The organism is Stenotrophomonas lacuserhaii, assembly GCF_014836545.1.
GTDB classification, from domain to species: Bacteria; Pseudomonadota; Gammaproteobacteria; order Xanthomonadales; family Xanthomonadaceae; genus Stenotrophomonas; species Stenotrophomonas lacuserhaii.
In genome coordinates this window covers 295,142-314,914 of sequence record NZ_JACSQS010000002.1, presented here as the reverse complement: position 1 = coordinate 314,914, position 19,773 = coordinate 295,142, and the positions used below count along the sequence as shown (strand labels likewise).

The following is a 19,773-nucleotide window of genomic DNA, read 5'->3' as shown; positions in this document are numbered from 1 at the left end:
TTCCGCTTCGTCAACACCTTTTTTCAAGGCCGTTTCGCCGGAGCGAAGCGTTGTTGACTCTGCTGCTTCGACGTCCGACCCGAAGGCGTTTCGTCGTTGCGAGCCGCCTATTATGCCGGACTTTTTCAGTCCGTCAACACCTTCGTTCGATTGAATCGTTCGGCGGTGGTGGCGTGCTGTTTCCGCTCTGGTTTCCGAAGAAATCGTTGCGTTGCAGCGAGGGAGCGAATTGTAGAGATCCTGCAGGATTCGTCAACACCTTTTTTCATTTTGATGACAGCGCATGTGCTGCACGTGCTCCGGCACGCGTTGCGCGCACGGCAGCGCAGCAGGTATCAATGCACGCTACCCCTCCGGATCAACACGACAATGGATGCAGTCCCCACGCGCGCATGGTGGCGCGACCTCTCCGTGCCCGCCGTTGTCGCCGGCTTCATTACCGTACTGGTGGGGTTCGCCAGTTCGGCGGTGATCGTGTTCCAGGCCGCCCAGTCCGTGGGGGCGGACCAGCAGGAGATCGCGTCCTGGATGTGGGCGTTGGGGCTGGGCATGGGCGTGACCTGCATCGGTCTGTCGCTGCGTTACCGGATCCCGGTCGTCAGCGCATGGTCCACCCCGGGCGCGGCGATGCTGGTGGTGGGTCCCGGCGGGGTCAGCTTGCCTGAGGCGATCGGCGCCTTCCTGCTGGCTGCCGTGCTCGGCGCGGTGCTGGGGTTCTCGGGGGTGTTCGCCAGACTGATGCAGCGCGTGCCGATGGCTTTGGCCGCCGGCATGCTGGCAGGCGTGCTGCTGCGCTTCGGGCTGGAGGTCTTCGTCTCCATGCAGACACAGCTGCTGATGGCGCTGGCGATGTTCGGCAGCTGGTTGCTGGCGCGGCGCCTGCTGCCCCGCTATGCGGTGATTGCGACCCTTATGGTGGGCATCGCGGTGGCGCTCGGCAGCGGACAGCTGCACCTGCAGGGCATTGAACTGCAGCTCGCGCTGCCGGTGTGGACCACGCCACGGCTGAGCTGGGCGGCGGTGGCCAGCGTTGCGCTGCCCCTGTTCGTGGTGACCATGGCCTCGCAGAACATCCCTGGGGTCGCGGTGATCCGTGCTTCGGGCTACCAGGCACCGGTGTCGCCGCTGATCGGCTGGATCGGCGTGGTCAACGCGGTGCTGGCGCCGTTCGGTGCTTTCGCATTGAACCTGGCCGCGATCACGGCGGCGATCTGCATGGGCCGCGAGGCACACGAGGATCCGGCCCGACGCTACACCGCCGCCATGGCGGCGGGTGCGTTCTATATCGTGGTTGGTGTGTTCGGGGCCACGGTGGCTGCGCTGTTCGCTGCCTTCCCGAAGGAACTGATTGCCTGCGTGGCCGGTATTGCGTTGTTCGGCACCATCGGCAACAGCCTGGCAACCGCACTGGCGGTGGAGCGCGACCGTGAGGCCGCGTTGGTGACCTTCCTGGTTACCGCGTCCGGTATGTCGCTGTGGGGGATCGGCTCGGCATTCTGGGGACTGGTGGCCGGCGCGGTGACCTTGCTGGTGCTGCGCCCGCGGGCGGTGGCGTAAGCCGGTAGCGCCGAGCCAGGATCGGCGGCCCGGGCACAGCATCGTGATGCCTGACAGATTCCGCCGAGCATGGCTCGGCGCTACCGGGCTGACAGGCATGACGGCGCCGCGGATCGAACGCGCTGGTTCGTTACAGCGGCTGCACCGACAGGGTCTGCTGCAGCACGTGGCGGCCGCCGGCCGGGATCGTCACCACGTCCGGGCCCGCGTTGGCCGCCTCCAGGCAGACGTAGTCGCGCCAGCCATCACCGACGTCGGCCATCCTGGCGGCCGCTTCTGCCCCCGGGTTCCAGGCCACCAGCGAACGGCTGCCCTGCGTTTCCAGGGTGATGCGTCGCTTCAACACCGGATCGTGCAGTACGTAGCGGCCCCCGGCCTGTGTATAGATGCGGTCACTGCGGCCGGGATCGCGCGGATCGCGCAGGTTCCATGGCCCCTGCTGGCGGCGCGCCTGGGCGTAGTTCTCGTACTTGTCCAGGTAGTCCAGGCCGTCTACACCCTCCACGTCCACGCGCCCGGCATCACCAACGCGGAAGTAGTTGTGCAGCGCCTGGCTGATCGTCGCCGGCGCGGTGCCGGTGTTGTCGGTGATCAGCCGCTGGGTCAGGGTCGCCCCGATGGTCACCACCATCTGCAGGCGCAGTGACAGGTTGTCCAGCACCGGTGGTGCCAGGGTGAGCTCGATGCTGCCGTCGGCCAGCGCGCGCGCCTGCTTCAACTCCCACGGCAGGGTACGTACGAAGCCATGTGCGGGCACGTCATTGGACTGCCCCTGGCGGCCGAAGTACGGCCAGCACACCGGGCTGCCACCGCGGATCGGCGTCGGCAGTTCAGCACGACGGGGCGACAGCCACATCACGTCCTTGCCGCCCTTGGGCACGAAGGACAGCAGCTGGCCACCAAACACACTGATCGCAGCGCTGCCCTGCGGGGTCTGGATGAGCCACGCATCAAGCCCCTGGAACCGGCCACTGGTCACGCCTTGGATCTGTTGCACCTTGGATGCACTCCGCACCGCTGGCGACTGCACCAGCGTGTTGTAGTTGGAAGGAAGGATGAAGCGGCTGGCGGCCGGCGCGGCGACAGTGGCTGGCTCGGCCTGCAATGCCTGCAGGATGCGGCGGCCGGCGCGTCCATCCAGCGGCGTCCATCCCAGGCGTTGCTGCTCGGCCTGGATCGCACGGCGGCTGGCGGTACCGATCATGCCGTCGACTTGGCCGATATCATGCCCGCGCGCGGCCAGCAGCGCCTGCAGCTGGCGGCGTTCGCGGCGTCCCAGGCCCGGATCATCGGTGGGCCAGGCGGTCGCCAGGCCGGCCCCGCCACGCAGCCGGTCAGCCAGCGTGGCGATGGCCAGCGCGTAGCTCTCTGCCGCGTTGTAGCTGTAGATCGCGTCGTAGTTGCGGAACACCAGCAGCGCCGGTCCAGTGTTTCCGGCCGGCAGCAGCAGCGCCGCGCGGGCGTCAGCGGGCAGCCCGGCGGCTGCGATGGCCTCGCCCTGCAGGGTGGTCACGCCCAGCGCTTTCCACTCCGGCAGCGGCCGGCGCTGGGTGCGCCCGGCCTGCGCGACGCTGAAGCCAGCGGGTACGCGGACTTCCATGCCCCACGCCTCGCCGCTGCGCCAGCCGGCACGCTTGAGGTAATTCGCAGTAGAGGCCAGCGCGTCCGGGATGCTGCCCACCAGGTCGCGGCGGCCATCGCCGTCACCGTCCACCGCGATACGCGCATAGGTACTCGGCATGAACTGGGTATGCCCGAAGGCACCGGCCCAGGAGCCCACCAGGCCCTCGCCGCGCAGGTCGCCCCGGTCGATCAGCTTGAGCAGTGACAGCAGTTCCCCACGGAAGAACGACTGGCGCCGGCCCGCGCAGGACAGCGTGGACAACGACTGCAGCAACGGGCGCTTGCCGAACACGCGGCCGTAATCACTTTCCACGCCCCACACCGCCACGATGGTGGCCGGGTCCACGCCGTACTCGGCGGACACCTGCTGCAGCAGTGCGCGGTGCTGGGCCAGCATGGCGCGGCCGTCGTCCACCCGCTGTTCGTCGACCAGCGCAGCCAGGTAATCCCAGATCGGCGTGGTGAACTCGGGCTGGGCATCCAGCAGCTCCAGCACGGAAGGATCCGGCTGCACGCCGGCCATCAGCGCGCTGAAGCGCTCGGCCGGAATGCCCTGCCCTGCCGCGCTGGCCTGCAGGGTCGACAGGCAGGAAGCAAACGCGGGGTCGGGCTGCTGCGCGGTCGCCAGCGGGCTGGCCAGCAACGTGGCGAGCAGGATCAGCGAGCGGGTGGTCATGGTCATCCTCCGTGCCGCCATGGCCCCTGCATCATAACGGCACGGAAGAATCAGCGGCGACGCAGCAGGCGCAGGCCGAAGGCCGGTTGTGGCGCCACGGTGTCCCAGCGTCCGATCACCTCAAGCCCGGCCGCATCAAGCAGCTGCTGCAGGCTTTCGTCGGTGTACTTGTGGCTGTATTCCACCTGGATGGCGTCGCCTGCGGCGAACCGGAACCGGTGGCCATCAAGGGTCACCTCCTGGTCGCGGTCACTGACCAGCTGGGTTTCAATGCGCAGCCGCGGCACGCTGTAGCGTGCACGGTGGTGGAAAGCCTGCAGGTCGAAATCGCTGCCGACCTGCTGGTTGAGGCGCTTGAGCAGGTTGAGGGTGAAGGCGGCAGTGACCCCGGCCGCATCGTTGTAGGCCGCTTCCAGCGTAGCGGTGTCCTTGTGCAGGTCCACGCCGATCAGCGCCAGTCCGTCTTCGCCCATGGTCTGGCGCATGGCGCGCAGCAGGACCACCGCTTCATCGTGCTCGAAGTTGCCCAGGGTCGAACCGGGGAAAAAAAGCAGGCGCCGCGCGGCTTCTTCTTCGGGCTCGGGCAGGTCTACCGGCTGGGTGAAATCGGCACAGACCGGCAGCATCTCGATGTCCGGATGGGCCGGTGCCAGGTGGTCGATGCTCGACAGCAGGGCGGCGCGCGAGATCTCGATCGGGGTGTAGGCCACCGGTCCGTCAAGCGCCTCCAGCAGCAGCGTGGTCTTGCGGCCGCTGCCACTGCCCAGCTCCACCACGTGCACGCGCGGACCGACCTTCTGCGCGATACGCGGCAGGGACTGTTCCAGCAACGCCAGCTCGGTCCGGGTCGGGTAGTACTCCGGGGTGCGGGTGATCTGTTCGAACAGGGCCGAACCCGCTGCATCGTAGAAGTATTTCGAGGGCAGCCGCGGCGGCTGCGCTGACAGGCCTGCGATGGCGTCGGACAGCACCCGCTCGCGGCTGGGGGTCAGGTCGGTCAGCGCCTGGCGCGCGGCGTGTACGGTACTCATGGGACGTTGCTCATTGAAGGGCCTTTGCCAGGCGCACGCCGGAAAACTGCCAGCGTGCGGAGGGGTCGAAGAAATTGCGGTAGCTGGCGCGCACGTGGCCGCGTGGGGTGGCGCAGCTGCCGCCACGCAGGATCCACTGGCCACACATGAACTTGCCGTTGTATTCGCCGAGGCTGCCCGGGAAGGTGGCGAAACCGGGATAGGGGCCGTAGGCGCTGCTGGTCCATTCCCAGACATCGCCGTGCAGCTGCTGCAGGCCATCCGCTCCGCGTGGCGCGGACGGGTGCAGGCGATCGTCGTCGACGAAATGGCCATCAGGGGCGTGCTGGCTGGCGGATGCTTCCCACTCGAACTCGGTGGGCAGGCGCGCGCCGGCCCAGCGGGCGTAGGCATCGGCTTCGTAATAACTGATATGGCAGACCGGCGCGTGCGGATCCAGCGCACGCCAGCCGCCGAGGGTGTATTCGCGCTCCAGCGCGTCATCCCAGTACAGCGGATGGCGCCACTGCTGGGCCTGGTTCAATGACCAGCCCTCGCTCATCCACAGCTGCACCTGCTGGTAGCCGCCATCGGCGATGAAGGCGGCGAACTCGGCGTTGCTGGCCGGCCGGTTGGCCAGCGCATGGGCAGGCACCAGCACGCGGTGGCGCGGGGATTCGTTGTCGTAGGCGAAATCGGCATCGGCGGGCCAAGCGTGGGCGCCGATCCACGCGATGCGCTCCGGGCTGTCGATCCACTGCATCGGCGTGGCCGCGCCGGCCACGGTGGCCAGGTCATCGCGGTAGGCCGGCTGCAGCGGATTGCTCCACAGCGCGTGCTTGATATCGGTCAGCAGCAGTTCCTGATGCTGTTGTTCGTGGTGCAGGCCGAGCTGAAGATGGTCCAGTGTGTCATCCGCCAGTACACCGTCGTGCAACAAGCGCAGCACCTGGCCATCGATACGTTCGCGGTAATCGCGCACCTGCTCCAGGCTGGGCCGGGACAGCAGGCCACGCTGCGGCCGCGCGTGTGCCGGGCCGATGGTTTCGTAGTAGCTGTTGAACAGGAAATGCCAGTCGGGCTGCAGCGGCTGGTAGCCCCGCTGCGTGCCCAGCACGAAGCGTTCGAAGAACCACGTGGTGTGGGCAAGGTGCCACTTGGTGGGGCTGGCGTCGGCCATGCTCTGCACCATCGCGTCCTCGGCACTGAGCGGGGCAGCAAGCGCTACGCTGCGTTGGCGCACGTGGACGTAGAAGTCGGCCAGGGCGGCATGGCGGGAAGGGTTCACGGGGGCGGTGGCGAGCAGGCTGTTCACGACAGGAAGCTTGGGTCAGCCGCGGTGAGGACCACGTCATCGACGGCTGCGGCCGGGCTGCTACAGCGCGTCCAGGTAGAACCAGTTCCCGCCGATGCGCTGGAAGCGGCTGTGCTCGGTCATCTTGACCGCACTGCCGCCGCCGATGCGGTAGCGCGCGGTGAAGCGCACCTGCGCGCGGTCGCCGTCCTGCTGGTGCTCATGCACGGTCAGGCCCAGCCACCGGGTGCGCTGGCCGGGGGCCTCGTCCAGGGAGAGCTCCGCCGGACGGGTATCGGGGTGCCAGCTGGAGAGCAGGTAGTGGGCACGCTGCAGCACGTAGGCGCTGTAGCGCGAGCGCATCAGGGTGGCGGCATCGGCCGCCGGTTCGCCTGCATGGCAACGGCCGCAGCAGTCGGCATAGGGCTTGCCGAGGTCGCAGGGGCAGGTATCGGGGGCAGTCTGGCTCATGCCGCTATTTTTGCACGGCCGCTGCGCGGCGGACCGGCGGGCCACCGCGGGGTGGGCGTATCCTGTCGGCCCCCTACTGCAGGCCTGATCCGTGCTGGACATGATCCCCCCCGAACTCTGGTGGCTGGTGGCCATCGCCTTCATTGCCGGTCTGGTCGATGCGGCGGTCGGGGGCGGCGGGCTGGTGCAGCTGCCGGGACTGTTCACGGTGCTGCCGCAGCACTCCCCCGCCCTGCTGTTTGGCACCAACAAATTCAGCTCGGCCTTCGGAACCGGGGCGGCGGCCTGGCGCTATGCGCGCAACGTGCGCTTCCCGTGGCGACCGGTGCTGTTCGCGGCGGCCACGGCCTTCGTCTTTTCGTTCCTGGGCGCGACGGCGGTCAGCCTGCTGCCCAAGGATGCGGTGCGCCCGCTGGTGCTGGTGCTGCTGGTGGCGATGCTGGGCTACACGCTGTGGAAGAAGGATTTCGGCGCGCTGCACCGCCCGCGCGAGGTGGGCCGCCGCGAGCTGGTGATCGCGCTGGCGATCGGTGCGGCGATCGGCTTCTACGACGGCTTCTTCGGGCCGGGCACCGGCAGCTTCCTGATCTTCCTGTTCGTCCGCTTCTTCGGTCTGGATTTCCTGCGCGCCTCGGCGGCGTCGAAGGTGGTCAACCTGTCGACCAACTTCGCTGCGCTGTCGTTCTTCGTGCCCACCGGCAACGTGTTGCTGCTGTTCGCCGTACCGATGGCGGTGGCCAACATCGTGGGCTCGGTGGTGGGCACGCGGCTGGCCTTGCGCGGCGGAACGCCGTTCATCCGCAAGCTGTTCGTGGGCCTGGTGGTGGTGCTGATCGCGCGGATGGGGTGGGATACGTTTGCCTGACACCCCGCTGCGCTCGCCGAGCATGGCTCGGCGCTACCGTTGCCGCAGCATCACGCGTCGGCTTGTTCGGGCTCGGGTTCGTTGGCCTGCTGGCGGCTGCGTTCGGGCAGTTTCAGGCGCTTTGCTTCTTCATCGTATTCAATCAGCAGGACGCCGGAATCGTGGCGGCCACTGATCTCCACGAAGCAGGCGCCGCCGATGAACGGCTCCAGCGTCATCACCGATTTCAGCGGGGTGGCGACCACCATCTGGAAACCGAAGTTGTCGAAGATGTTCATCGCCAGCGCGGTGAACTCGTTGTCGGCCTTGTCGAAGGCCTCATCGAGCACCACCGCAGCGTAGCTCGGCAGCTGGCCATCGGCGCCACCGAGCTGGTAACGCAGCGCTGCCGCCAGACAGGTGGTGGCGAGCTTCTGCCGCTGGCCACCGGACTTGCCCGCGCCACTACGGTAGATCTCGACCTGCTGGCGGGTGGCGGCATCCAGTTCCACGCCGATGAACTCCACGTGCATGCGCACGTCCAGCACCAGCTCACGCCAGCGCTTGTCTTCGCCTTCGGACGAACCCAGCCGGGTGACCAGCTGGCGCAGCACGGCGAACTGGGCTTCGGCCAGTTCGCGCTGTTCGGTCTGCTGCTGGGACAGCACCTCGCGCAGGTGCTGGTGGAACTCCAGCACTTCCGGCAGGCGGCGGTCGCTGAGCTCGATGGTCAGCAGGGTGCCGCGGTTGAACGGCACCTGTTCCAGGCTGGCGTTGACCTCATCCAGGCGCTGGCCGATCGACTTGCGCGCCTCGGCGCTGTGCCGCTGCAGGGCCAGCAGGTTGTTCTTGCTCTGGTTCTGCAGCAGGTCGAAGAAACGTTCCTCGTGCTGTGGCAGGCCGTCGCGTTCCAGACGCTCCAGGCGGGCCAGGAAATCATCGGCCGATGCCACTGATACGGTGAAGTCGCCGGACTCTTCCGGCCAGCCCTGCACGAAGCGGCGGAAGCAGCCCAGCAGCTGGTTCTCGACCCGGTTGACGTCCTGTTGCGAGGACGACAGCGATTCGTTCAGCGCGTTGCTGACCTGGCGCATGTGCGCCTCCAGCGTTTCCAGGCTGAGCACACCGAACGCTTCCAGGCGTTCCTGCAGGCCCACTTCCTGGGTGGCGCCCAGTGTCGGCAGCACCAGTGCACGGCTCTGCTGGCGGGCACGGTCCAGGCGGTCGCGCTCCTTCACCAGCTGGCCGCGCTCGACACGGGTATCTTCGTAGGTGCGTCGCGCCTGTTCGATGTCCGAACGCGCCGCGTCGATCTGCCGGGCCAGCTTTTCCAGGTCCGCGTTGCCTTCGCGCAGGTCGCGCAGGGTGGCTTCGATGTCGACCAGGCGCTGCTGCGGGGTGGCGACGTCGATCTCGTCCCAGCCGATGCCGGCCAACTGGTGGCAGGCCAGGCGGCGCTCATTATCGAGATCGCGCTGCGCACGCAGCCGCGCGACGTCTTCGTCGCAGCCGGCGATCCGCTTCGCCAGCTCCTGCGCTTCCTTTTCGTACACGGCCAGCTTGTCGCGGTTGTTGAAGCCCAACAGCCAGCGGCGGCGGTCGGTCACCGCGCTGCGGTCATCCTTCTCGAAGCGGTCGCCCGGATGCTTGACCTGGCCTTCGCGGGTGATGCCGCGGTCGACGTTGCGCAGCTGGCGCGCGTCCACGCACTCATAATCAAAGCGCTTGCCCAGCTCGCGCCGCAGCCAGCCTTCGAACACGTGGTCGCGCAGTTCCAGCTTGTGCAGCAGCGACCGCGGCGACGGATCGCGCGCGAATGCTTCGTCGTTGCGACGCACGCGGTAATAGGTGAAGCGCATGCCGAGGTGGGTGCGGTTCACCCAGTCGGCGACCTCGTTGTAATGCTTGTCGTCGACCAGCAGCGACTGCGCGAAACCGAACAGCACGCGCTCGATGGCGCCCTGCCACGGCAGGTCATCCTCGCGCACCTGGATCAGCTCGCCGACGAACGGCAGCGCCGCCTCGGGCAGGCCGGTTTCCTCCACCAGCCGTGCGCGCAGTTTCTGCAGCGGCGCGGGGATGCTGGAGGTATTGCGCTGCATGGCATCCAGCTCGGCACGCACGTCGCCGAAGCGGCGCTCGTCATCGCGCCGGCCACCCAGCCGTTCGCTGATCGCATCATCCAGCGCCGAGGAGGCGCGCTTGCGGTCCAGCAGTTCGGTCGAGGCCTGTTCCACCAGTGCGGCGAAGCCATGTGCATCCTCGGGCAGCGCCTGTTGCAGCTGTCCGGCGGCATCGCGGGCCTGGGCCTGCTTGGCCTGGCGACGGTCGCGCTCGGCTTCGGCGCGGCCCTGTTCGCGTTCCAGTTCCTCGATCCGCTCACCGCCCTGCTGGCGCCGCTGCAGCTCCAGCTCGCCCAGCTTGGCGGTGTGGTTGTCGAGCGCGGCGCGGCGCTGGGATTCCTCGCCCAGCAGGCCACGGTCGCGGGTGTCGAGTTCACGCAGGCGCGCATCGATCAACTGCTGGCGGCGCGACTCGCGGAAACTGTCGATGCCCAGCTTCAGCACTTCATCGTCACTGCGGCGGCGCTTGATCTGCTTCAGTTCGCCGTAGTGCTCGCGCGCCGGCAGCAGGGTTTCCACCTGGCGGCGTGCGGTGACCACGGCCTGGTGCGCGCCATCCAGTTCGGCGAAGTCGTTGACCAGCCGTTCGGCGGCGTCAAAGGTCTTCGGCGTATCGAGCATGAAGTCGCGCAGGAAGACGTTGAGGTCACCGAGGTTCTTGGCCGACTGGGTCTTGTGCAGCAGGCGCAGCGCCATCTCGTTGTCGATGCCGAGCAGGTGACGGAAGCGCTCGGCGTAACCGGCGAAGCTGTCGAAGTGGTGCACGTCGGCCAGCTTCTGCTTCAGCTTGCGCAGGTCCAGGTCGAAGCCGCCGAGATCCTTGGCGATGTCGAACGGGCGCTCGGCCACCAGGTAGTGCTTGCGCACATCGCCAGCGGTGGCGCCGTTGCCGGCGATCCAAAACAACCGCACCAGGCTGACCACGCGGCCATCGCCGGCGCGGTATTCCAGCACCAGCGCGGTCCAGGTGGCGCCCTTGCGCAGGTACTGGGTGGCGATCTCGCCGGTGCCGCGGTCCTGCTGGTCGGCCCAGGCGCCACGCACGTAGGACACCAGGTTGCGGTCGCGGCCACTGCGCTCGGCTTCGCGCGCGGCGGCGTTGAAGTCGACGATGGCCGGCGGCACCAGCAGCGCGGACATTGCATCGAGCAGGGTCGACTTGCCCGAGCCGGAGCGGCCCACGAACAGGAAGCCGCGCTCGGCGATCGGCACTTCGGTCAGGCCGTTGAAGGTACCCCAGTTGTGTACCTGCAGGCGGCGCATGCGGAACTGCTGCGTGCGCGGGTCCGGCAGGCCTTCGGTGAACAGGGCGGGAGTGTGCTTGGAAATGGCCATGGCGTGCTCGCTGGGATCAGGCTTCGGCAGCCGGGGTTTCGCGCAGCTGGCGGTACACCGCCGACAGCGCGGAGACGTCTTCTGCAGAGAACAGCAGCTTCAATGCGGGAGAGACTTCGTGGCGGTCTTCCTGGCCCGCCAGGCGGGTCAGGATGTGGTTGTCCTTCATCTTCTGCACGGCACTGGCCACGCGGCGGTTGAAACCGGCGCGGTCGGTGGACAGGTTCTTTTCGTATACCGCCAGGGCCTCGGCCATCTCCGCATCGGCGACCACCGCGCGGTTGCCGCGGGCATCGGCCTCGCCCAGTTGCTGGCGCAGATACAGCAGCAGCACCGAGTCGATGAAGGTCAGCGGCGAGGTGCGCAGCAGCACCGGCGAATCCAGGTCTTCGGTATCGGCCTGGCGGGTGAAGGCAACGCCACTCTCGCGGTCCAGCACCAGTTCCAGGAACAGGTCGGACAGGGAGGTGCGGATGGCGGCTTCATTGCGCAACAGCGCCGGCCACAGCTTGGCGTGGCGCTGCTGATCGATGCTCGGGCCGATCAGCAGCTGGCACAGCGCGCGGCGCGCGTCCTGCGGCAGCCGGCCGGTATCGCCCAGGTACAGCACGTCATTGTTGCGGCGTGGCAACGGGGTGACCACCACCGGCTCGGCGTCGAAGGCATCCTCGCCCTCGCCCAGGCGGGAGGATTCGATCGGATCTTCATTCCAGCTCATGGCGTTTCTCCTGGGTGAACCAAACCAGCGGGATGCGGGCACGCCGCCATTGGCCATCGCCACCGCGCCAGTGGGCCAGCTCCTGCGCGCCCTCCACCACGGTGCCGAAGCGCGTGCCCAGCGACAGGTAGCCGATCACGCTGCCCAGTCCCTGCGGCGCTTCGCGCTGCGACAAGGCCTGGGAAATGCTCAGCTTCGGCTGCATGCCGAGCAGGTCATGCAGGTCGCGGCGCAGGGTACGGAAGTCGATTTCGGACGATGCCACCAGGTCGCCCACGCTTTCCAGGCTGATCGCGGCGGCATCGTTGCGCTGCACGCTACCATCGACCTGCGCGCTGCGTGGATCATGCAGTTTCCACTGCGACCACGAACGCAGGCGGCTGGTGGTCAGCTGCAGGTCGCGGCCGATCGAACGCTGGGCGGGGAAATCATCGCGCAGGGCCAGTGCCTCGGCCTGCGCCTGTTTCAGCAGCTGGTTGAGCCGGCGTTGTTCCAGATAGCCGCGGCTCTGCACGAAACCGCGCAGGCTGCGGGCGAAGTGCTGCAGCACATCGTGGACCTGGCCGCCGCGCTCCAGCATGGTGCCGGTGAAGCCGCGCAGGAAGGCGCGCTCGTTGCGGTCCAGGCGCCGCGCGAAGCCACGCGCCAGCACCGATTCCAGCGCAGCGTCCAGCTGCGCGCTCTGTTCGGCATCGTTGAGCAGGCGCCAGAAGGCCTGGAAACTGCGGCCGGCATCGCTCTCGCCGATCACGTCCACGCCTTCGAACAGCTTGGACAGCACGTCGCCGCGCTCGCCTTCGTCGTCGATGATACGTTCGCGGAACTCGCGGTTCAGGCGTTCGAAGTCATCGCGCACGCGGCGGAAGTCTTCGGTCAGTTCATCGGCCAGCCCGATGATCTGGCGGGCGCGTTCCAGCGCGCGCTTGCCGTCCAGCGCGGCAACGCGGCCTTCGCCGACGCGGGCGATTTCCGCATCGATGCGGTCGCGCTCGTCGCGTAGTGCGGACAGCCGCGCATCCGGATCGGCTTCGGTCTGTGCGGCCAGCTGCGACAGCTGGTTGATCACCAGCGCCAGGCGGCTTTCGGTGGCGGCAACCCGGCTTTGTTCCAGGCTGTCGGCAAAGCGGATCGCCTGCAAGGCCTGGGTGGACAGTTCGTACTGTTCCTGGTCGGCACCTTCGGGCAGGCGGCGTTCCAGCCAGCCCTGGGCCAGCCAGTGGGCCACGTAGGCCTGCGCGGTGCGCGGCAGCTCACGCGAGAGCTCTTCGCCGTTGAGCTGGTCCAGCGCGCGCTGCAGGCGCTCGTGCAGCACCGGTGCGGCCAGCGTGCGTTCGCCGTCCATCAGCAGGCCCTGCAACAGGCCGATGATCTCCGGCGCATGGTCGGCGGCGAGCAGCTTCCATTGCGGTTGTTCGCGCAGGTGGCGGTAACGGGTGATGCGTTCGCGATGCTTCATGCAGCGAGGGAATCCGGATAGGCGTGCAGCGGCGGTCGAGCGCGCGGCTGGAACGGCACCGGCCACGCGGGCCGGCACCGCACAGGCAGCGTGATCAGCGCTTGCCGCCGACTTCGATGAAACGCAGGAATTCGGCGCGGGTGCGGGCGTCTTCGCGGAAGCTGCCCAGCATCTTGGAGGTGACCATGCTGACGCCGCGCTTGTGGATGCCGCGGGTGGTCATGCATTCGTGGGCACCTTCGACCACCACGCCCACGCCGATCGGCTGCAGCACGTCCTGGATGCACTGGGCGATCTGCGCGGTCATCTTTTCCTGCACCTGGAAGCGGCGCGCATAGGCTTCCACCACCCGGGCCAGCTTGCTGATGCCCACCACCTTGCCGGCCGGCAGATAGCCGACGTGCACGCGGCCGATGATCGGCGCCATGTGATGTTCGCAGTGGCTTTCGTATTCGATGTCGCGCAGCACGATCAGCTCGTCGTAGCCGGCAACCTCTTCGAAGGTGCGCTCCATGTAGGCACGCGGGTCGTCGCGGTAGCCGCTGAACCAGTCGCCATAGGCCTCGGCGACCCGGCGCGGGGTATCCAGCAGGCCTTCGCGGGTCGGGTCTTCACCGGCCCAGCGCAGCAGGGTGCGCACGGCCTCTTCGGCCTGCGTCTGGGAAACATCGCCCTGCGGCGGCTTGGAATTGTTGTCGTTGCTCATTGCGAACTGCATCCCGGAGGGGTCGAGCATGGTAGCCGACCCGAGGGGGAGCCGTCCTGCCGCAGCACTCGCAGGCCGTCCGCGATGAGACGGGTTCAGGCAGGACACAGGCGGCCCTATTGATAGGAATGAAATTAGTAGTATCCTATCTATCTGCCATGAACACTTCACTCGACGAACGTACCCGGCTGCAGATGCAGCTCAGCTCCGGCCTGCTCCAGTCAGGCCGGCAATGGCAGCGCCTGGCCGACACCGCATTGGGCAGCCATGGCATTTCCACCGCCTGCACCATGCCGCTGCTGATGATCGGCCGCTCCGGCGGCGGCATCCGCCAGGTCACCCTGGCCCAGCAGCTGGGGCTGGAAGGCCCGTCGCTGGTGCGCCTGCTGGACAAGCTGTCTGCCAGTGGCCTGGTGCGCCGCGAATGCGATGCCAGCGACCGCCGCGCCAACCTGCTGTGGCTGACCGACGAAGGCCAGGCGCTGGTCAGCGAGCTGGAGCACAAGCTGATCGGGCTGCGCCAGGACGTGTTCGGCGAGCTGTCCATGGACGAGCTGCGCGCGGTGCTGAAGGTGTGGCAGCTGCTGTCCGCCGCGGTCGATCGCATTACGTAAGCGTTGTTCCCGGGGGGATGCCGCTGGCGTGCATGCACCAGCGGCGTTCGCCCGTTGCTGTTGCCGTTCCCTCTCCCCGTCTTGAGCCCGATCCCTGCCGATGCCCGGTGAATTCAGTCTCCATGGAGTCTTCGTCCCGACCCTGCTCGGGCTGATGCTGCTCGCCTACGTGCTCAACAGCGGCCTGCGCATGCTGCTGCAACGCAGTGGCGCCTACCGGCTGGTCTGGCACCCCGCCCTCTTCAACCTGGCCCTGTACGGCATCGTGCTGGGTGGGTTGTTCCACCTCCTGCGTTGGATGCAATCGTGAAAAAGATCATCAACAAAGCCGTGCCACCGGTGCTGACCGTGCTGGCGGTGATCGTGGCCCTGCTGGTGCTGCGCCAGCTGTGGGTCCATTACATGGACGAACCCTGGACCCGCGATGCGCACATCGGCGCCGACGTGGTGCAGGTCGCGCCCGATGTTTCCGGGCTGGTCGAAGCGGTGGACGTGGGCGACAACCAGGCGGTCAAGAAGGGCGCACTGTTGTTCGTGGTCGACCGCGCGCGCTACCGGATCGCGCTGGAACTGGCACGCGCCTCGCTGGCCGAACGGCAGGCCTCCGTGGCCCAGCTGCGCCGCGAGATCGCCCGTGATCGCAGCCTGCAGGACCTGGTGGCCGGCGAGGATGCCGAAGTGCGCCGGGCCAGACTGCAGGCCGCGCAGGCCGCACAGGCCACCGCGCAGGCGGCGGTGGACCTCGCCGAACTGAACCTGGCGCGCACCGAAGTGCGTGCCCCGGCCGATGGCCAGATCAACGACCGCACCGTGCGCGTGGGCGACTACGTGACCGCCGGCAAGCCGGTACTGGCCCTGCTGGATACCACCTCGTTCCGCGTGGACGGCTACTTCGAGGAGACCCGCCTGCGCGGCGTGGCCCCCGGCCAGCCGGTGGATATCCGCCTGATGGGCGAGGACGTGGCGCTGCACGGCCACGTGGAAAGCATCGCCGCCGGCATCGAAGACCGCTACCGCACCGATGGCAGCAGCCTGCTGCCCAACGTCACCCCGGCCTTCGACTGGGTCCGGCTGGCGCAGCGGATCCCGGTGCGCATCCGCATCGACGAGGTCCCCGCCGGGGTACGGCTGATCTCCGGCCGCACCGCCACGGTGACCGTGGACCTCCACGGGAATCCCGCGCACAAGACCGGTGTCGCGCCGGTACGGGCGGGCCTGTGAACCGGCGCGCGCCCCTGCAACGGCTGCCGAGGCTGGCACTGATGATCACCCTGGCCGGCCTGGCCGCCTGCCGCACCGTCGGCCCGGATTACGCGCTGCCGGAAGATTCCGCGTTCAAGCGGCCGGCCGCCAACAGCGCCTTCATCGACACCGGCAACGCGCACGTCACGGCCAGTGCCGAACTGCCCGCCCGCTGGTGGTCGCTGTACCAGGATCCGGTGCTGGATGGCCTGGTGGAACAGGCGCTGCGCGACAACCTGGAACTGAAGGCGGCCGATGCGCATCTGCGCCGCGCCGCCGCCCTGTACGAACAGGCCCTGGATGCCGGTGGCCTCGACTACGAGGCCGAAGCCGGGGTCAGCCGTGCGCAGCTTTCCGCCGAATCGTTCCTGCTGGAGCACGAACTGCCGCCGATCAACCTGGCCGACGGCAAGTTCGCGGTGAGTTACCAGTTCGACCTGTTCGGCAAGCTCAAGCGCGGTGCAGAAGCGGCGCATGCCGATGAGCAGTCGGTGGCCGCAGCGCGCGATATCGCGCGCATCAGCGTGGTCGCCGAGGTGGCCGACAACTACCTGGAAATCTGCCACGCCAACCACGAACTGCACGTTGCCACCCATTCGCTGCAGCTGCAGCAGCGGGGCCGCCAGGTCACCCAGCGGTTGATCGCTGCTGGTCGCGGCACCGCGCCGGAGCTGGCACGCGCCAATGCCCAGGTGGCGATGCTGGAAGCGGCGCTGCCACCGCTGCAGGCCAAGCGCCAGGCCGCTGCCTATTCGCTGGCCGCGCTGCTGGGGCAGACCCCCGGCCAGCTGCCGGCGGGCGTGGTGGACTGCAGCCACGCCCCTGCGCTGCAGCAGCCGCTGCCGGTCGGTGATGGCCGCGCACTGCTGGCGCGTCGACCGGACGTGCGCCAGGCCGAACGCCGGCTGGCTGCGGCCACCGCGCGCATCGGCGTGGCCACCGCCGAACTCTATCCGGATATCCGGCTGGGGGCCTCGGTCGGGGCCGCCGGGCTGCTGGCTGACTTCGGTGAGCCGTTGACCCAGCAGTGGTCGTTCGGCCCGCTCATCTCCTGGACGCTGCCGTCCTCGGGCACCCGTTCGCGCATCCGCGCCACCGAAGCCGGTGCCGATGCGGCGCTGGCCGAATTCGACCAGACCGTGCTGCAGGCGCTGCGCGAGACCCAGACCGCCCTGGACCGCTATGCCCAGGACCTGCGCCGCCTGCAGTCGCTGCAGGTGGCCCAGCAGCAGGCCACGCTGGCGGCCGAACAGAACCGCCGGCTGTACCAGGGCGGCCGCACGCCGTACCTGTCCAGCCTGGATGCCGACCGCAGCCTGGCCACCGCCGATGCCACCCTGGCCGATGCGCAGGCGCAGGTGTCACGCGACCAGATCCGTCTGTTCCTGGCCTTGGGCGGTGGCTGGGATGCTCCCGCCACTGCCGCTGCCGCTCCCACGGCGGCGAGGTAGACGACGATGCGCGCGCTGCTGGACCGGCAAGGCTGGATGTTTTCGATCAAGACCTACCTGGCCTCGATCACCGCGCTGTACATCGGCCTGGCCGGCAACCTGTCCCGGCCCTACTGGGCGATGGCCACGGTCTACATCGTCAGCCAGCCGCTGCTCGGCCCGACCCGGGCCAAGGGCGTGTACCGCATCCTCGGCACGTTGCTGGCTGGCGCGGCCACGCTGCTGATGTTGCCGCACCTGGTGGAAACGCCGCTGCTGCTCAGTGCGGCGATGTCGCTGTGGCTGGCCGGCTGCCTGTTCCTGGCGCTGCTCAACCGCGGCCCGCGCGGCTACGCCTTCCTGCTGGCCGGCTATACCACCGCCTTCATCGGCTTCCCGGCGGTGACCTCGCCGGAACTGATCTTCGACACCGTGGTAGCCCGCAGCGAGGAAATCATCCTCGGCACGGTGGTGGCGGTGCTGTTCGCCGCGCTGGTGTTCCCAGCGTCGGTGCGGCCGATGCTGACCGGTCGCATCGGCAATTGGATGGGGGATGCGGCGCAGTGGTGCCGGCAGGTCCTGGAAGGCGGCCGCGCGCATGCACCGCGCAACCGGCTGGCCGCCGACCTGGTGCAGTTCGAAGCACTGATCGAGTTCCTGCGCCGCGACGATCCCCGCCATGCCGGCGCGGCCGTGTCGATGCAGCAGCTGCGCGAACGCATGCTGTTGCTGCTGCCGGTGCTGTCCTCCATCGCCGACCGGCTGGGCGCCCTGCGCCGCCATGGGGACAGCCTGCCCGAAGGCCTGGAAACCCTGGTGGAGGACATCCGCCACTGGCTGGAAGCCGCCACCGACAGCCCCACGCATGACCAGCTGCGCACCCGTATCAGCGCGTTGAAGCCACAGGTGGACGGCGACCTGCAGCACCTGCAGCTGGCCTCCCTGCTGCTGCGGCTGGAAGAACTGGTGGACCTGTGGGCGGACTGCCGCGCCCTGCACCAGGCCATCGAGCAGGGCAGCGCGCCGCAGCACGCCAGCCACTACCGCCTAAGCACTCGCAGCGTGGCCGAAAGCCGCCACGTGGATTACGGCATGGCGGTGTTTTCCGCGCTCAGTGCGGGCATCGCCCTGATGAGCTACTGCGTGCTGTGGATCGGGCTGGGCTGGGAGGGCGGTGGCAATGGCGCGATGATGGCAGCGGTGGCGGCGGCGTTCTTCGCCGCGCAGGATGATCCCGCGCCCAGCATGATGTCCTTCCTGCTGTGGGCGGTGGTGGCCAGCGTGGTGGCTGGCATCTACCTGTTCGGGATCTTCCCGGCCGTGCACGATTTCGGCCTGCTGGTGCTGCTGCTGGCGGTGGTGTTCCTGCCGCTGGGCGTGCTGCTGCACCACCCCAGGACGATGCTGTTCGCGCTGCCGCTGACGGTGAACCTGGTGGCGCTGCTGAGCGTGCAGAACACCTACAGCGCCAACATCCAGAGCTTCGTCAATGCGGCGGTGGCGATGTTCATCGGGATTGGTTTTGCCGTGGTGATGACCCGCCTGTTCCGATCGGTGGGTGCCGAATGGACCGCGCGGCGGCTGGTACGACAGGGCTGGACCACGCTGGCCGAAGCGGCAGAAGGGCGCGGCCAGCAGGATCGAGAGCGCTTCGCCGCGCGCATGCTGGACCTGCTGGGACTGCTGGCGCCGCGGCTGGCGGCGACCCCGGAGGGCAGCGACATCGCCTCGGTGGACATGTTGACCGAAGCCCGGGTGGGGCTGAACATCCTGCAGCTGCGGCGCGCCCGGCTGGACCTGCCCGAACGCAGCCGCGAGGCGGTGGAACGGATCCTGGCCGAGATCGCCGCGCATTACCGCCGGCAGGTGGCCGCACGGCGTCCGTTGCACGGTGATGACGCGCTGCGCGAACGGCTGGATGCCTCGCTGTCGCGGGTCGGCGGGGTGGCCGCCTGCAAGGCACGCGACGAGGCGCTGATGGGCCTGGTGGGCCTTCGCTTCGCGTTGTTCCCGGACGCGGCGGCCGACAGCGCTGACGAATGAGGGTTGACCGCTGGCGGTAGCGTCGAGCCATGCTCGGCGGATTGCATCCGTTGCACGTTGCGCTGGCGGAAGCGCACCGCTGCGCTCGCCGAGCATGGCTCGGCGCTACCGTTTCACGTCGCATCCGCGGCCGGTTGCCGGGCAGTCACCCCGCCGCAAGCAGCGGCGCGGTACCCTGCGCGTCCGCGCTGCTGCGCACTTTCAACAGGAACATCCCGATGAGCTACGACATGATGGTCTTCGATGCCAGCGTGGCGCCGCGCGAAGCGACCGCCTTCATTGCCTGGTACGAGAAGCAGACCGACTGGAACGAGGATCATGACCATGATGATCCGAAGGTCGCCGCGCCGGCCCTGCAGGCCTGGTTCGCCGAGATCGCCGAGCACTTCCCGCCGATGAACGGCCCGCTGTCCGATGATGAGGACGACCGCGACGAAGTGACCGACTACAGCATCGCTGCCCATGTCATCTACGGTTCGTTCGCCGATGAGGTGGCCGAGCGTGCGCATGAGATGGTGCAGGTGCTGGCCTTCCAGCATGGCCTGGGCTTCTTTGATGCCAGCAGCGATGAAGCCGCCATCGTGTACCCGGACGGCACCGTGCTGGTCCTGGAATAAGCGATGCCTGAGGC

At 68.2% G+C, this 19,773-nt stretch carries 16 protein-coding genes; 8 read left to right on the top strand and 8 right to left on the bottom strand.

All coding sequences use genetic code 11. The features are described from left to right. The first annotated feature begins 369 nt into the window (after positions 1-369). Complete coding sequence (locus tag H9654_RS04235; RefSeq protein ID WP_191769270.1) at positions 370-1,557, top strand: benzoate/H(+) symporter BenE family transporter; 1,188 nt, start codon at positions 370-372, stop codon at positions 1,555-1,557. 130 nt (positions 1,558-1,687) lie between these two features. Here the strand turns inward: H9654_RS04235 and H9654_RS04230 are convergent, their stop codons facing one another. From H9654_RS04230 to H9654_RS04215, 4 genes are read right to left on the bottom strand one after another with little or no spacing between them, the layout of a single operon-like run. Continuing rightward, a complete protein-coding gene (locus H9654_RS04230) occupies positions 1,688-3,862 on the bottom strand; it encodes a lytic murein transglycosylase (RefSeq protein ID WP_191769269.1) in 2,175 nt (724 codons plus the stop codon). Positions 3,863-3,906: 44 nt separating this feature from the next. Then, positions 3,907-4,887 carry an L-histidine N(alpha)-methyltransferase gene (gene egtD / locus H9654_RS04225; protein WP_042612179.1) on the bottom strand — a complete coding sequence of 327 codons (981 nt, stop codon included), beginning with the start codon at positions 4,885-4,887 and terminating at the stop codon, positions 3,907-3,909. A gap of 10 nt (positions 4,888-4,897) precedes the next feature. Further along, complete coding sequence (egtB, locus tag H9654_RS04220; protein WP_191769267.1) at positions 4,898-6,181, bottom strand: ergothioneine biosynthesis protein EgtB; 1,284 nt, start codon at positions 6,179-6,181, stop codon at positions 4,898-4,900. 60 nt (positions 6,182-6,241) lie between these two features. Continuing rightward, on the bottom strand, positions 6,242-6,631 hold the full coding sequence (locus H9654_RS04215) for a YchJ family metal-binding protein (RefSeq protein WP_191769265.1): 390 nt from the start codon (positions 6,629-6,631) through the stop codon (positions 6,242-6,244). Positions 6,632-6,722: 91 nt separating this feature from the next. Between H9654_RS04215 and H9654_RS04210 the strand changes: the two genes are divergently transcribed. Beyond that, positions 6,723-7,496, top strand: coding sequence for a sulfite exporter TauE/SafE family protein (locus tag H9654_RS04210; RefSeq protein ID WP_191769263.1), 774 nt, complete (start codon positions 6,723-6,725; stop codon positions 7,494-7,496). Between the two features lie 50 nt (positions 7,497-7,546). Here the strand turns inward: H9654_RS04210 and H9654_RS04205 are convergent, their stop codons facing one another. From H9654_RS04205 to folE, 4 genes are all read right to left on the bottom strand, one after another. After that, on the bottom strand, positions 7,547-10,933 hold the full coding sequence (locus tag H9654_RS04205; RefSeq protein WP_191769261.1) for an ATP-binding protein: 3,387 nt from the start codon (positions 10,931-10,933) through the stop codon (positions 7,547-7,549). 16 nt (positions 10,934-10,949) lie between these two features. After that, entirely contained in the window at positions 10,950-11,651 is a 702-nt protein-coding gene (locus H9654_RS04200) for a DUF4194 domain-containing protein (protein WP_042612174.1), read from the bottom strand. Next, positions 11,638-13,107, bottom strand: coding sequence for a DUF3375 domain-containing protein (locus H9654_RS04195; protein WP_191769259.1), 1,470 nt, complete (start codon positions 13,105-13,107; stop codon positions 11,638-11,640). Before H9654_RS04195 ends, H9654_RS04200 begins: the two co-directional genes overlap by 14 nt. Before the next feature lie 94 nt (positions 13,108-13,201). Beyond that, positions 13,202-13,813, bottom strand: coding sequence for a GTP cyclohydrolase I FolE (gene folE / locus H9654_RS04190; protein WP_191769257.1), 612 nt, complete (start codon positions 13,811-13,813; stop codon positions 13,202-13,204). Between the two features lie 158 nt (positions 13,814-13,971). On the opposite strand from folE, the gene H9654_RS04185 reads away from it, so the two are divergent. From H9654_RS04185 to H9654_RS04160, 6 genes are all read left to right on the top strand, one after another. Then, the gene (locus H9654_RS04185; protein ID WP_101098627.1) at positions 13,972-14,427 is read left to right on the top strand and encodes a MarR family winged helix-turn-helix transcriptional regulator; all 456 of its coding nucleotides are present in this window, start codon (positions 13,972-13,974) and stop codon (positions 14,425-14,427) included. 100 nt (positions 14,428-14,527) lie between these two features. After that, positions 14,528-14,737, top strand: a complete 210-nt coding sequence (locus H9654_RS04180; protein ID WP_191769255.1) for a DUF1656 domain-containing protein — start codon at positions 14,528-14,530, stop codon at positions 14,735-14,737. Then, positions 14,734-15,648: an efflux RND transporter periplasmic adaptor subunit gene (locus H9654_RS04175; RefSeq protein ID WP_191769253.1), complete on the top strand. Its 915-nt coding sequence runs from the start codon at positions 14,734-14,736 to the stop codon at positions 15,646-15,648. Before H9654_RS04180 ends, H9654_RS04175 begins: the two co-directional genes overlap by 4 nt. Positions 15,649-15,689: 41 nt before the next feature. After that, positions 15,690-17,120 (top strand): efflux transporter outer membrane subunit, encoded by a 1,431-nt coding sequence (locus H9654_RS04170; protein WP_191769251.1) that lies wholly within the window; start codon positions 15,690-15,692, stop codon positions 17,118-17,120. A gap of 6 nt (positions 17,121-17,126) precedes the next feature. Beyond that, positions 17,127-19,142 (top strand): FUSC family protein, encoded by a 2,016-nt coding sequence (locus H9654_RS04165; RefSeq protein WP_191769249.1) that lies wholly within the window; start codon positions 17,127-17,129, stop codon positions 19,140-19,142. A gap of 218 nt (positions 19,143-19,360) precedes the next feature. Next, positions 19,361-19,759 (top strand): hypothetical protein, encoded by a 399-nt coding sequence (locus H9654_RS04160; RefSeq protein WP_042612168.1) that lies wholly within the window; start codon positions 19,361-19,363, stop codon positions 19,757-19,759. The last annotated feature ends 14 nt before the right edge of the window (positions 19,760-19,773 follow it).

Excerpts from the sequence above, each read along its gene's own strand:
- folE (WP_191769257.1), bottom strand. The coding sequence starts at position 13,813 with ATGAGCAACGACAACAATTCCAAGCCGCCGCAGGGCGATGTTTCCCAG.
- H9654_RS04200 (WP_042612174.1), bottom strand. The coding sequence starts at position 11,651 with ATGAGCTGGAATGAAGATCCGATCGAATCCTCCCGCCTGGGCGAGGGC.
- H9654_RS04215 (WP_191769265.1), bottom strand. The coding sequence starts at position 6,631 with ATGAGCCAGACTGCCCCCGATACCTGCCCCTGCGACCTCGGCAAGCCC.
- H9654_RS04180 (WP_191769255.1), top strand. The coding sequence starts at position 14,528 with ATGCCCGGTGAATTCAGTCTCCATGGAGTCTTCGTCCCGACCCTGCTC.
- H9654_RS04165 (WP_191769249.1), top strand. The coding sequence starts at position 17,127 with ATGCGCGCGCTGCTGGACCGGCAAGGCTGGATGTTTTCGATCAAGACC.
- H9654_RS04230 (WP_191769269.1), bottom strand. The coding sequence starts at position 3,862 with ATGACCATGACCACCCGCTCGCTGATCCTGCTCGCCACGTTGCTGGCC.
- egtD (WP_042612179.1), bottom strand. The coding sequence starts at position 4,887 with ATGAGTACCGTACACGCCGCGCGCCAGGCGCTGACCGACCTGACCCCC.
- H9654_RS04235 (WP_191769270.1), top strand. The coding sequence starts at position 370 with ATGGATGCAGTCCCCACGCGCGCATGGTGGCGCGACCTCTCCGTGCCC.
- H9654_RS04160 (WP_042612168.1), top strand. The coding sequence starts at position 19,361 with ATGAGCTACGACATGATGGTCTTCGATGCCAGCGTGGCGCCGCGCGAA.
- H9654_RS04170 (WP_191769251.1), top strand. The coding sequence starts at position 15,690 with ATGATCACCCTGGCCGGCCTGGCCGCCTGCCGCACCGTCGGCCCGGAT.
- H9654_RS04205 (WP_191769261.1), bottom strand. The coding sequence starts at position 10,933 with ATGGCCATTTCCAAGCACACTCCCGCCCTGTTCACCGAAGGCCTGCCG.
- H9654_RS04195 (WP_191769259.1), bottom strand. The coding sequence starts at position 13,107 with ATGAAGCATCGCGAACGCATCACCCGTTACCGCCACCTGCGCGAACAA.
- H9654_RS04185 (WP_101098627.1), top strand. The coding sequence starts at position 13,972 with ATGAACACTTCACTCGACGAACGTACCCGGCTGCAGATGCAGCTCAGC.